12 protein-coding genes and 1 pseudogene are annotated in these 13,288 nt (G+C 47.8%); 1 reads left to right on the top strand and 12 read right to left on the bottom strand.

Features of this window, described 5'->3' with window-relative positions; genetic code table 11:
- Positions 1-102 precede the first annotated feature (102 nt).
- The 7 genes from der to ndk all read right to left on the bottom strand — a co-directional run bounded on the left by der (position 103) and on the right by ndk (position 7,715).
- Entirely contained in the window at positions 103-1,467 is a 1,365-nt protein-coding gene (der, locus tag ICN16_RS02170; RefSeq protein WP_216133455.1) for a ribosome biogenesis GTPase Der, read from the bottom strand.
- Complete coding sequence (gene bamB / locus ICN16_RS02175) at positions 1,464-2,618, bottom strand: outer membrane protein assembly factor BamB (protein WP_216133457.1); 1,155 nt, start codon at positions 2,616-2,618, stop codon at positions 1,464-1,466. The genes der and bamB overlap by 4 nt, the downstream gene beginning before the upstream one ends.
- Positions 2,618-3,277, bottom strand: coding sequence for a tetratricopeptide repeat protein (locus tag ICN16_RS02180; protein ID WP_216133459.1), 660 nt, complete (start codon positions 3,275-3,277; stop codon positions 2,618-2,620). The genes bamB and ICN16_RS02180 overlap by 1 nt, the downstream gene beginning before the upstream one ends.
- A gap of 47 nt (positions 3,278-3,324) precedes the next feature.
- Positions 3,325-4,662: a histidine--tRNA ligase gene (gene hisS, locus ICN16_RS02185; protein ID WP_216133461.1), complete on the bottom strand. Its 1,338-nt coding sequence runs from the start codon at positions 4,660-4,662 to the stop codon at positions 3,325-3,327.
- Between the two features lie 52 nt (positions 4,663-4,714).
- A complete protein-coding gene (ispG, locus tag ICN16_RS02190; protein ID WP_216133464.1) occupies positions 4,715-5,983 on the bottom strand; it encodes a flavodoxin-dependent (E)-4-hydroxy-3-methylbut-2-enyl-diphosphate synthase in 1,269 nt (422 codons plus the stop codon).
- An 18-nt stretch (positions 5,984-6,001) separates the two neighbouring features.
- Positions 6,002-7,198 carry a 23S rRNA (adenine(2503)-C(2))-methyltransferase RlmN gene (rlmN, locus tag ICN16_RS02195; RefSeq protein ID WP_370625596.1) on the bottom strand — a complete coding sequence of 399 codons (1,197 nt, stop codon included), beginning with the start codon at positions 7,196-7,198 and terminating at the stop codon, positions 6,002-6,004.
- A gap of 91 nt (positions 7,199-7,289) precedes the next feature.
- The gene (ndk, locus tag ICN16_RS02200; protein WP_046330292.1) at positions 7,290-7,715 is read right to left on the bottom strand and encodes a nucleoside-diphosphate kinase; all 426 of its coding nucleotides are present in this window, start codon (positions 7,713-7,715) and stop codon (positions 7,290-7,292) included.
- A gap of 294 nt (positions 7,716-8,009) precedes the next feature.
- On the opposite strand from ndk, the gene ICN16_RS02205 reads away from it, so the two are divergent.
- Positions 8,010-8,711, top strand: coding sequence for a Bax inhibitor-1 family protein (locus ICN16_RS02205; RefSeq protein ID WP_216133468.1), 702 nt, complete (start codon positions 8,010-8,012; stop codon positions 8,709-8,711).
- 92 nt (positions 8,712-8,803) lie between these two features.
- Here the strand turns inward: ICN16_RS02205 and rlmD are convergent, their stop codons facing one another.
- From rlmD to surE, 5 genes and pseudogenes are all read right to left on the bottom strand, one after another.
- The gene (gene rlmD / locus ICN16_RS02210) at positions 8,804-10,231 is read right to left on the bottom strand and encodes a 23S rRNA (uracil(1939)-C(5))-methyltransferase RlmD (protein WP_216135604.1); all 1,428 of its coding nucleotides are present in this window, start codon (positions 10,229-10,231) and stop codon (positions 8,804-8,806) included.
- Positions 10,224-11,045, bottom strand: a complete 822-nt coding sequence (locus ICN16_RS02215; RefSeq protein WP_216133470.1) for a 3'-5' exonuclease — start codon at positions 11,043-11,045, stop codon at positions 10,224-10,226. The genes rlmD and ICN16_RS02215 overlap by 8 nt, the downstream gene beginning before the upstream one ends.
- A gap of 31 nt (positions 11,046-11,076) precedes the next feature.
- Complete coding sequence (locus ICN16_RS02220) at positions 11,077-11,829, bottom strand: peptidoglycan DD-metalloendopeptidase family protein (RefSeq protein ID WP_255533561.1); 753 nt, start codon at positions 11,827-11,829, stop codon at positions 11,077-11,079.
- An 8-nt stretch (positions 11,830-11,837) separates the two neighbouring features.
- Positions 11,838-12,461: pseudogene (locus tag ICN16_RS02225) on the bottom strand (protein-L-isoaspartate(D-aspartate) O-methyltransferase); the annotation flags it as partial.
- 29 nt (positions 12,462-12,490) lie between these two features.
- Positions 12,491-13,285, bottom strand: coding sequence for a 5'/3'-nucleotidase SurE (gene surE / locus ICN16_RS02230; RefSeq protein ID WP_216133482.1), 795 nt, complete (start codon positions 13,283-13,285; stop codon positions 12,491-12,493).
- Between the last annotated feature and the right edge of the window lie 3 nt (positions 13,286-13,288).

The following is a 13,288-nucleotide window of genomic DNA, read 5'->3' on the forward strand; positions in this document are numbered from 1 at the left end:
CTGCGCACTACTACTGTCTACCTCCAACATAAGGGGTCTGATATTCAAAAATCAAGCCCCTTACTAAAACACTTCTAAAACTGTACCGCTATTTTTAACTTTTTACTTCTTTTTGCCTTTTTTTCCTTTGTCCGCATCAACATAGGGGTTTTTGGCTGTATTCATCTGAATGCGCAATGGCGTGCCGCGTAATTTAAAGACTTCTCTAAAACGACCTTCTAAATAACGCTTATAGCTATCAGTCACGCCACTCAAGGATGTGCCATGAATCACCACAATTGGAGGGTTCATACCACCTTGGTGGGCATAGCGTAATTTTGGACGCCCCATACCAACACGCTTAGGCTGTTGATGCTCGATTGCCTCTTGCAGAATGCGGGTCAATTTTGGCGTCGGCAATTTTGCCATCGCTGCAGCATAAGCGAGATCAACGTCTTTAAATAGCTCTTTAAGGCCAGTACCTTTTTTCGCAGAAATCGGATGTACATTTGCAAAATCGAGGAAGCGCAGTTTTTGCGCAATTTCTAAACGCGCACGCTCTTTAACGTAAGCATCCAAACCATCCCACTTGTTCACAGCCACAACCAATGCACGCCCTGCTTCCACAATAAAGCCAGCGATATGTGCATCCTGCTCAGAAATATCCTGCTGGGCATCGAGCATCAAGATCACCACATTGCAATCGGCAATCGCTTGCAATGTTTTAACAACTGAGAACTTCTCAATTGCTTCAAAGACTTTGCCACGACGACGCAGACCCGCAGTATCAATCAAGATATAAGGCTTACCGTTGCGCTCAAATGGAACTTCAATTGCATCCCGTGTTGTACCTGGCATATCAAATGCGATAACACGTTCTTCACCGATCAATTTATTGATCAAGGTTGACTTACCAACGTTAGGACGGCCCACTACCGCAATCTTCATTGGTCGATTTGGATCGTTTTCTAATTCTTCTGGTTCTGGCTCTGGAATCCCTAAAGAATCCAAAGCATCATCGATCAAACCGCGCACACCATCGCCGTGTGCAGATGAAATTGGGAACGGTTCGCCAAGACCCAATTCATGGAAGTCAGCAGTGACAACGCCAGCTTGCATGCCTTCTGTTTTATTCACTGCCAGAATGACTGGTCTGCCGGTTTTGCGCAAGAAATCGGCGATCACGCGGTCTTGCGGCGCCATACCTAAACGGCCATCCACTAAGAAAATAATGATGTCAGATTCGGCAACGGCTTGTTTGGTTTGCTTGGCCATCTCGGCAACGATGCCGGTCTTGGCTACCGGCTCGAAACCTCCGGTATCTACGCAAATAAATGCACGCTCGCCGATACGGCCTTTACCGTAGTGACGGTCACGGGTTAGACCCGAGAAGTCAGCAACTAAAGCATCGCGTGAACGCGTTAAGCGGTTAAAGAGTGTCGATTTACCGACGTTAGGACGACCGACAATGGTGATTACTGGATTCATTTTGGACTATACGCCGCTAGTTTGCCACCTTGAGATTGAATCAAGATGAGGCCATTCACCGCAATCGGTGCGGCTGTGATTGGACTACTATCATGACGAATGCGTGCCAGCATTTCACCATTCTCTTGTGAAAGTGCATGCACATAACCTTGCGCATCACCTACGAGTAATACCTTGCCGACTGCCGTAGGCTCACCCACATCTCTAAACAACAGTTTGGTGTTTTCCCAAACTTGCGAGCCGTCCTTCACTGCAAAGGCAGTGACATAGGATTTTTCATTTGAAGAAAATACCAAACTAGGGCTTTGGGCTGTGCCGGTAAAACTGGAGTAATCCTTAAACCACAACAAACTACCCGTACGTGCTTGAGCACAACCTACGCGACCTTGATAGGAAACGGCGCAAATAATTTCGCCCTCCATGCTTGGCTTAGCAGTCACATCATTCAGGCGCTCAATTTCTGAAAAACCTTTTGGAAATGAAACTGGAGTCTCCCAAACTAGGCCGCCGTTTGCAATTGCAATCATGCCAAAGCGACCACCAGAAAACCCAGTCACAATCACCTCATTACCAATAGCTAGCATGCCGTAACCTACGCGCAAAGATAGTGCAGCCTGTTGGCGTTGATAGGTCCATTTGCGAACGCCAGTTTGCGCATCTAAACCAACAAATCGACTATCTAATGTGCGGATGATGACCACACCACCAGCTACGACTGGCTCAGACAATACTTCGCTGCCGACACTGAAATTCCAGATAGGCTTGCCAGTATCGTCATAAGCATAGACAGTGCCCTTAGTAGTTACGACAGCTGTAGTTCGCCCATCAGACCCAGGGCCAATAGATAGGCGATCCGGTACGGAGGCTTCCCATAATTTATTACCAGTCCTCAAGTCAATCTTGGCTAAGTTGCCACGATGAGATGCAGCATAAACAGCATCCCCTGCTACTGCAGGATGAAAGTTGAATGACTCGGACGAACCGACACTGGTTGACCATACGGCAGCCAAATCAAATTGATTAGTGACTGGGACTAACTCAGCAGGCTTGCGAACACGTGAGTTACCAGAGCATGCTGTCAAGGCCACTACTACCGAGCCCAGCACTAAGACTGTGCTTGCTAGTTTTGCTACGCGTTTGCAATCCATCATCACTGTGCTACTCCTCCGACGGCATCCAATTTAACCTTCAAGAGACGACGCGCCTCTTCAGGGAATTCTTTTACATCGTTCAACTGCTTCCATGCAGCTTCGTAACTTTTGCGCGCATCAGCGGTATTCTTTTGAGCCAAATACCAATCGCCGCGACGCTCTAACCAGAGAGCCTCAAAGCCTGCGACAGGCTTTTCTTTAAGGATTGCATCTGCCTCAGCAAAATCCTTTTCAGTACCAAGCTCGATTAATTGAGCTGTTAAGCGTAACTTAGCTATAGCCAGATAACCCTTGTCAGATGAATTCTTAGCAGCCCAGCGCAAATACTCCATGGCCTTAGCTGAATCACCTGCATCAGAAGCAATCTTCGCTGCTACCAAACTAGACATCGCAGCGTAAGGCGTACCTGAGAACTGTTTTTGTAAATCATCAGCAGCGCGTAAAGTTTGATCTTTATCACCCTTATTAATTGCAGTGACCATCGTTTCATACAACTGTGAAGCAGCGGCGGCTTGGCTAGTACGCCACCATTGGTAGCCGCTATAGGCTGCATAGACAAATAAAGCCGCCGTCACTACACCAGTAATGAGGTTGCGATACTTTTGCCAAAATGCTTTAAGTTGATCTAATTGTTCTTGTTCTTCTAGGTCTAAAGGCATGTCAATCCAAGCTAATAAATGCGGTATTAATAATTAATGTCTTAATTCTATTCGGTGGAGCCAACTATGGCATCAATTACGGCTTCCACAACACTATCCAAAGCTACTGCCTTCTGCTCACCAGTACCCCGTAAATCCTTGAGTTGAGCCTCATTCTTAGCCAATTCATCCGGGCCGATAATGACGGCATGAGCAGCCCCACTGGCATCCGCCTTCTTCATTTGGGACTTAAAGCTAGCGGTTTGGCCATCTGGAGGGCAAAACAGGATGACATCGATGCCAGCATTACGCAGACGTTCAGCAATAATCATGGCGGCAGTCAAGGTCTCGCCACCCTGGTGAATGACAAAAGCATCACATTGAGCTTGCGGCTCTGGCAAAGAGCCAGAAACCTTCATCAGCTCCAAAACGCGTTCCATTCCCATTGCCCAACCACAGGCTGGAGCTGCTTTACCGCCCATGCGCTCAATTAAGGGGTCATAACGACCACCGCCAGCAATCGTGCCTTGAGCGCCTAACTCTTCGGTAATCCACTCAAAGACAGTCAGGTTGTAGTAATCCAAGCCACGCACTAAACGGGGATTGATTTTGCAGGGGATGTTGTTCGCTTTCAATAGAGCCTGAACTGCATCGAAATGCTTGAGCGACTCCTCTCCCAAGAAATCGAGTAATTTTGGTGCGCCTTCAATCAAATCCTGCATTGCTGGATTCTTAGAATCTAAGATGCGCAATGGATTCGTTAATAAACGACGTTGCGAATCTTCATCCAACTGCGCTTTATTTTTCTCGAAGTACGTTACCAAGGCAGCGCGATGCTCAGCACGCTCTGGAGCCTGCCCTAAAGAATTAATCTCTAGACGCACACCTTTGAGACCCAGCTCATCCCAAAGACGCTGCCCCATCAAAATGATTTCCGCATCAATATCAGGGCCAGCGAATCCCATCGCCTCAATACCAAATTGATGGAATTGGCGATAGCGACCCCGTTGTGGGCGCTCATGGCGGAACATTGGGCCGGTATACCAAAGACGCTTTGGTCCTTCGTACAGCAAATTGTTTTCAACTACGGCACGAACTACGGCAGCAGTACCCTCTGGGCGCAATGTGAGTTGCTCACCATTCAAACGGTCCTCAAAGGAATACATCTCTTTTTCAACGATATCGGTTACTTCACCAATGCCACGCTGAAATACTGCAGTCGCCTCCACAATCGGAGTTCGCAAGAACTCGTAACCATAAGCACGAGTCAGATCACGTAAGACATGCTCTAAATGTGTCCACTGCGCAGCATCAGCAGGCAAGAGATCATTCATGCCGCGAACGCCATTAATTTTTTGGATCTTTTGTGTTTTAGCTGGATTAGCTTGGTTCGCCTGGTCAGTCATGGTGTGCGCTTCAGTTCTTCTTTGTTGTTCTTATTTATTTTTTGTACTTAATTTACTTGGGTGCGTAATTCTGATTCACGTACTCATCCACAATTGCCTGAAATTCTTGGGCAATGTTCTCACCACGCAAAGTTTTTACTTTCACACCATCCACAAAGACGGGGGCCGCAGGGGTTTCTCCGGTGCCAGGCAATGAGATACCGATATTAGCGTGTTTACTTTCACCGGGGCCATTGACGATACAACCCATGACGGCTACGTTCATTGCCTCAACACCGGGATGAGTTTTTTTCCACACTGGCATTTGCTGACGCAGGTATGACTGAATGTTCGCAGCCAACTCTTGGAAGGTGGTGCTGGTTGTTCTACCGCAGCCAGGGCAAGCAATCACCATCGGTGTGAAATTACGCAATCCCATGGTTTGCAAAATCTCTTGGGCCACAATAATTTCATTCTCACGTGGCGCGCCTGGATCAGGTGTTAATGAAACCCGAATGGTGTCACCAATACCCTCTTGCAACAAGATACCCATGGCAGCAGTTGAAGACACAATGCCTTTGCTACCCATGCCCGCTTCTGTGAGGCCCAAATGCAATGGGTAATCAGATCGTCTAGAGAGATCACGGTACACAGCTACTAAATCTTGCACATTACTCACCTTGCAAGACAGCAAAATTTGATTGGGGTTCATGCCGAACTCCACAGCCTTTTCGGCAGACTGTAATGCGGACTGAATCAATGCCTCAATCATCACCTCTTGTGCAGTCTTTGGAATTGGCAGCGCCGCATTCGCATCCATGATGCTGGCAAGCAAGTCTTGATCCAAACTACCCCAGTTCACGCCAATGCGAATCGGCTTGTCATATTTACAAGCGGCTTCGATCATTTGTGCAAATTGCGGATCGCGTTTTGCGCCCTTACCTACGTTACCGGGATTAATGCGGTACTTAGATAACGCTTTGGCACACTCTGGATAGTCATTCAATAAAGTATGGCCGTTGTAGTGGAAGTCACCAATCAATGGAACCAAAACATCCATCTTGTCTAACTGCTCGCGAATGTAAGGCACTGCTTCAGCAGCAGCTGGCGTGTCTACAGTAATACGTACCATCTCTGAGCCAGCGCGAGCTAACTCTTTTACCTGAATAGCGGTAGCGACAGCATCGGCCGTATCCGTGTTGGTCATAGACTGGACGCGCACCGGCGCATCACCACCAACCGTAATGATGTTGGTTTTCCAGGCGACTGTTGCTTGACGTGTAGCCCTCTTAGGCGACGGGCCTAAAGGAAGCTTTGGAAGATTGTTGGATGAGTTACTCATTGGACTTGTATTGTGAAATCAGTCGTCTAATCGTTTGAGCCATTGCACTGAGTGCTCGGGCTGATACTCTTGCTCGTCTTCTTCATCATCCAGACCTTCAACATCATCATCTTGATCGAGATTAATCTGCTTGTCATGCACGGCGCGCTCACGCACTCGGGTGCGATCGACTACATCACCTGCTAACTGTCCACAAGCCGCAGCAATATCATCACCACGAGTTTTACGAACTGTAGCTACCATGCCTGCATCCAGCAAAATGCTAGCAAATGCATGGACACGCTGGGCTGATGAACGCTTTAATCCAGACTCAGGGAATGGATTAAATGGAATGAGATTGATCTTGCACTTGATGTTCGCCAATAAGCGTACCAACTCTTTTGCCTGAATATCAGAATCATTCACACCATCGAGCATGCAGTATTCAAAGGTTAAGAAATCCCTCGGGGCAAAAGGTAAATACCGTTCGCACGCAGCAAGCAATTCTCTTAATGGATATTTTTGATTTAGCGGAACAAGTTGATCACGCAGCTTGTCATTCGGCGCATGCAATGACACCGCCAATGCCACTGGGCAATCTTGAGCCAAGCGATCAATCATTGGCACTACACCAGACGTAGATACCGTCACACGACGTCGCGATAAACCATAGGCCCGGTCATCAAGCATTAAACGTAAAGCGGTGACAACATTGTCATAGTTGAGCAGCGGCTCACCCATCCCCATCAGCACTACATTTGAAATCACACGACCGGTATGCTCCCAGCCTGGTGTTGGGTATTTCTCAATACGGCGAACGGCATTCGGATCAGTGCGGAGCAAATGTTCTGCAAACCAGAGCTGGCCAATGATTTCACCAGCGGTGAGATTGCGCGAGAAGCCTTGATGTCCGGTTGAGCAAAAACGGCAATTGACTGCGCAACCAGCCTGAGAGGAGATGCACAGAGTGCCACGATCATCCTCAGGAATAAATACCGACTCCACAGCATTGCCAGCACCAACGTCTAGCAACCACTTGCGAGTGCCGTCTGCTGCATGCTCATCTTTAATTACCGGGAGAGAAAGGACTTCTGCTTTATCGAGCAATGTTGCTCTAAAGCTTTTTGCTAAGTCACTCATGTCATTGATGTCAGAAACACCGCGTTGGTGTATCCACTGCATGAGCTGCTTCGCCCTAAAGGGCTTTTCATTCAACCCCGCGACATACGCTGCCATTTGGTCAGCGTCAAAATCTAAGAGATTTACGCGCGGGGAGGTCAATGCGCCTACTTATGTATTAAATAGGTTGTTCGTAAGCAATCGTGAATTAACGATTGAAAACGTTCATGCCAGCGAAGAAGAATGCAACTTCGACAGCAGCAGTTTCAGGAGCATCAGAGCCATGAACAGCGTTTGCATCAATGCTGTCAGCAAAATCAGCACGGATAGTGCCTTTGTCTGCCTTCTTAGGATCAGTAGCACCCATCAAGTCACGGTTCTTAGCAATAGCGCCTTCGCCTTCTAATACCTGAATCATTACAGGACCAGAAATCATGAAGCTCACTAAATCTTTAAAGAAAGGACGTGCAGCGTGCACAGCGTAGAACTGCTCAGCTTCAGCTTGCGACAAATGCGCCATTCTGGACGCAACAATCTTCAAACCAGCAGATTCGAAACGGTCATAGATCTTGCCGATTACGTTTTTTGCAACAGCATCAGGTTTGATAATTGAAAGGGTGCGTTCGATAGCCATGTAAAACTCCAATAGTGATTTCAAAGATTTTGCTGAAATTAGCGCCAATTTGGACCCAGGGCGAACTTCTACCCTATTTCCTACAACGCGCCAGGAATTCAGCGACCCCCGAATTATACATCGGCTGACCGTATTTACCCTGATCTAAGCATAGCTAAACCATTGAATTTACAGGGCATAACCCTTCGATTTGTAGTCTTTTTCATGGGGGGCTTGAAATTACCCTATTTTGTCTATACTTACTGTCAACAGCCCCTGGTGGGCTCGTGTATTAACTATGAAAAAGGAGTCAATATGAGTGATCTGAACTCTTACGGCTTTGGGCAAACAGGCTCGATTAGCACCCCACAGATACGCAACCGCGTACTACGCAATACCTACGCCCTTTTGGCGCTCTCAATGGTCCCTACTGTCATTGGCGCATGGCTTGGCGTTGCTTTTGGGTTCAACTTTATGGCGAGCAACCCTTTTATGGGTTTCATCGTCTTTATGGCAATCGCCTTTGGCTTTTTCTGGGCAATTGAGAAAAACAAAGACACCGGAGTCGGTGTTCTGCTGTTGCTAGGCTTCACCTTCTTTATGGGCATCATGATGTCCGGCCTAGTGGGCTTCACACTCAATAGCTACAGCAATGGCGCTACCTTGATCATGCTGGCCTTTGGTGGCACCGCATCGATTTTTGCTGTGATGGCAACCATCGCTACCGTGAGTAAGAGTGATTTCTCCGGCATGGGCAAATGGTTGATGGTTGGCGTACTGCTCTTGATCGTAGCCTCATTGGCAAACATCTGGTTGCAGTTGCCTGCTTTGATGTTGACTGTGATGGTGTTGGCAATTGCCATTTTCTCTGCCTTCATCTTGGTTGATGTACAGCGCATCATCAGCGGTGGCGAGACTAACTACATCATGGCTACCTTAGCAATCTACCTAGATGTCTATAACGTCTTTACCAACTTGCTCGCACTTTTGGGCATTGTGGGCGGCAATAGAGACTAAGCATTACTAAAGCTTCAATAGAAAAGGCACCCATGGGTGCCTTTTTCTTTATCTCGATATTCTGATTTGCTGCTCAATTGAACTGTTCGCTGTCAGGGTCTTTCGAATACCGCCATCGACTCCACATGCGATGTGTGAGGGAACATATTGACAATGCCCGCACTTTTGAGAACATAGCCAGCTTGATGACACAGAATCTCTGTATCTCTAGCTAAAGTCTTTGGATTGCAAGAGACGTAAACAATGCGTTGGGGCGGGAGATCGCTGCCCTGCTCATGTAGTTGAGCTAAGGCTTGGCAGATCTTCATAGCGCCTTCACGGGGAGGATCCATTAGCCAGCGCTCAGCCCTACCCCATGAGGCAATGGTTTCTGTTGTCACTTCAAACAAATTGCTTTGCATGAAGCTAACTCTATCGGCGAGTTGATTGTGTTCTGCATTGGCTTTGGCTCGAGTAGTCAGGCTTTCTAAACCTTCAATACCCAAGACCTGGCTCGCTCGTCTTGCGAGCGGCAATGTGAAATTACCAATGCCACAGAACAAATCGAGTACACGATCACCTGGCTTAACTTCCAGCAAGCGAATCGCCCTACTAACTAAAGCCCGGTTCATCATGTGGTTCACTTGCGTGAAATCCGCCGGCTTAAATGGCATCTCGATTTCAAACTCAGGTAGGCGATAACAAAGCTTGCCTGTTAATGGATAGAACGGTGCAACGGTTTCAATACCTTTGGGTTGCAACCAAATCCACACTTGATGAGTATCCGCAAAGTCTCTAAGTAACTGTTCATCGGCTGGCGTTAAAGGCAGAAGATTTCTAAAAACCAATGCAGTGACTGGCTTTGCTTTTTTGGGGTCATCTGAATTAGGATCTTCGGGCTCACCAACCGCAATTTCAATTTGGGGCATGCGATCGACAATGGATAAGCCCATGACCAATTTACGCATTTCTGGCAGCAGATCAGAAACGTGTCTAGGCAGAATCTCACAGGCAGTCATGTCGGCGACATAGCCGCTCTTCCCTTCATGAAAACCAATTAGGACTGTACCTTTTTTGATGGATCGATTTACCGCGCTTAAGCGCGCGCGATGGCGATACTCCCAAGCTGGGCCACCCATTGGACGAAGAATTTCTTCTGGAGCGACTTTAGCAATATGCTTTAGATCATCCTCGAGTACGCGCTGCTTCATCGCAACCTGCGCCCGAATATCCAAGTGCTGCATAGTGCAACCACCACATATGCCAAAGGCTTTACATTTGGGTTCCGCTCTAAACACCGCAGGCTTAAGGATGTCGAGGACCTTGGCTTTGCTAAAGCGAGCTTTATCACGTGTAATGACATAAGTAACAAGCTCAGTTGGCAGTGCCCCCTGAATAAAAATGACCTTGCCGCTTTGACCCTCTGCAGCCTCTTCCTCATTGGGTGCCAAGCGCGCAATTCCTTGAGCGTCTAAGTCAAGGGAGTCAACTCGTACTGGCTCAGTCACAACGATATGGACTGGCTTTTCTCCTCTACGCATCGGGAGCAAAATCCAAGAGATATTCTTGCCACTGCTCGCCATGCGGCTCTTTAGATTCTTTTTCTAAATAGGCTTTAACAAAAGTAATTTCTTCTTTGTATTCGTCTAATGAGAAGCCGCCACGCAGCAGTTGAAAGCGGCAGTACATCAGATAGGTATTGACGACGTCGGTTTCACAGTAGCGACGAATCTCATCGATCCTACCTTCTTGATAAGCAGGCCATACCTGGCTACCATCCATACCCATCTTGCCCGGGAAACCACACAGTTTGGCGAGTCCGTCTAGTGGTGCATTAGCGCGACCATTAAATTTAGCTAAGAGATCCATCAAGTCGAGATGGCGCATGTGATATCGACTGATGTAGTTATTCCATTTGAATTCACGGCTATCGTTTTCTTGGCTCTCACCCATCTCCCAATAGCGCGGCGCTTGCACATGGTTTGCTAATGCGCGGTAATGCAGTACTGGCAGGTCAAAACCACTGCCATTCCAAGACACTAACTGAGGGGTATATTTCTCAACGAGTTCAAAGAAGGTCTGAATCAATACCTTCTCATCATCTTGCGCAGTGCCTAAGGTTCCTACCTTTATTTGAGGTGAGCCATCCTTGGTTGTTCTGCGAATAACACAGGAGATGGCGCAGATGCGTTGCAGGTAGAGCGGCAAAAACTCACTGCCCGTCTTCTCGGCACGCTCGGCCATAGCTTTGGCAGCAACTTCACTATCAGATAGCGTATCGGGATAGTCATTTAGACGACGCAGCCCAGCTACATCTGGAATAGTTTCAATATCGAAAACGAGAACCGTTGCCATACTTAAATCGCTAGCAATTGATCAAGAACAATTACTGCAAGTATGGCGTTGGATTTACTGGCTTGCCATTCACGCGTAGTTCGAAGTGGAGCTTTACCGAAGTAGCATCGGTATCACCCATCTCAGCAATCTTTTGCCCCTTCTTCACCGTATCACCCTCTTTTACTAAGAGTGTGCGGTTATGGGCATAGGCTGTGAGGTAGGTATTGTCATGCTTGATGATGACGAGATTGCCATAGCCACGCAAGCTATTGCCAGCGTATACAACTTTACCGTCAGAGGCGGCTGTCACAGGTTCACCTAACTTGCCGGCAATATCAATACCCTTGGTCTTTTCACTGAAATCTTCACTGACCTTGCCTTTAGCTGGCCATGACAAACGAATTCCAGGCTCAGCAACCATTTCTTTTGCAGGCTCCGCTTTCGGAGTATCTACTTTTGTTACATCTGTGTTGACTGAGGTCTTCGGTACTGGTTTCACTGCAGATCGTGAACCTGCGGGAGGTCTCACCAACACCAAATCACCCACTTCAATTAAGTTTGGGTTTGATAAATTATTCCACTGCGCTAAATCCCGCGGGGATTGGCCATTATCTAAAGCAATACGGGCTAAGGTATCGCCGCGCTTTACGCGGTAGTAGCCTGGGGGAGCTGGCTCATTGCCACCACCACTGCGATCAACCACATTAGCGGGTTTTGCACGAGGGGTTGTCGAACAACCTGCATTAAGGATCAATGAGGCCGCAGCGAGCAGCAACAGAAGGTATTTAGTCATTAAATTCATGGGGTATCTCATACTACCCCTGATTGTAAGGGGACAAAAAAGACCTCGTCCAGAACTGTTCTTTGGTAGCGCTGGGAGCTCATCCGCTCAACCATGATCAATTGCTGTTCTTTCTCATTCTTGGCAACTGGAGCCACTAGACGGCCACCAATAGCCAGCTGATCCAATAAGGCGTCTGGAATGCCCAAACCAGCAGCAGCAAGGATGATGCCATCAAATGGGGCCGCTTGTGGCAGGCCCAAGATGCCATCCCCGTAAATGAGGCGCAAGTTTTTAATCCGAAATGGACGCAGCTTCTCTCTAGCCATATCGTGCAATGGACGAATACGCTCGATTGAATAAACCTCTTCAGATAACAAGCTGAGTACTGCTGCTTGATATCCGCACCCAGTACCAATTTCTAATACTTTTCCTAATGGCTGCTTGGGCTTATGCAAAAGCTCGATCATGCGAGCCACCACCGATGGCTTAGAAATCGTTTGCGAATGGCCAATTGGCAAGGCAGTATCTTCATAGGCCTGAGGATACATTCCTGCATCCATGAAGGCATGGCGAGGAACGGTTGCGATTGCCTCCAAAGTTTTACCGTGCTTTACGCCAGCAGCTAAAACTTTAGCCGCTAAAGCATGCCGGTGACCAGAGTTACGCTCTGCCGCAGACTTCAACCGCGATCCCATCCGCTTGCACGCATCGCAGCTAAGCGAGCATGATGGGTTAGATCCAACTGCATTGGGGTGATCGAGATACATCCCCCATCAATTGCATGAAAGTCTGTACCTTCAGAGTTGTCTTTCGCATGACCTGCTGCACCAATCCAATAGATATCGTCACCACGCGGACTTTTTTGCACAACCACTGGCTGAGAATGGTGGCGATTACCCAAGCGAGTGACGCGCCAACGATAGAGGTCGGCATAAGGACGATTGGGGATGTTCACGTTTAGTAAAGTGGCCGCACCTTCGGTGTGAGCCAACTTAGATACCAGCATCTGTGCCACGATATCGTGGGCTGCTTTAGCGGCGTCCTCAATACGGTTCCAGCCTTTATCAATTTGTGAGAAGGCAATACCAGGAACACCAAACATCACACCTTCAACCGCAGCAGCAACAGTACCGGAGTAAAGAGTATCTTCACCCATGTTCTCGCCCTGATTAATTCCAGAAACTACCAGGTCAGGTTTTTCATCTAAAAAACCTGTCATCGCAATATGTACGCAATCGGTTGGCGTACCGTTGATAAATAAGAAACCATCACGCTCACCGCCAGCCACTCGATGAATCGATAGTGGTCGTGAGAGTGTTAAAGAGTTTGAGGCGCCACTGTGATTTTGCTCTGGGGCAATAACTGTTACCCGCCCTAGTGGACGAATAGCATTAACCAAAGCCAGGAGACCAGGAGCCAAATATCCGTCATCGTTCGAAATCAGAATATGCGGCTGTTTTGCGTTTTCACTCATGAA

The sequence above is a fragment of the Polynucleobacter sp. es-MAR-4 genome (assembly GCF_018882055.1).
GTDB lineage: Bacteria > Pseudomonadota > Gammaproteobacteria > Burkholderiales > Burkholderiaceae > Polynucleobacter.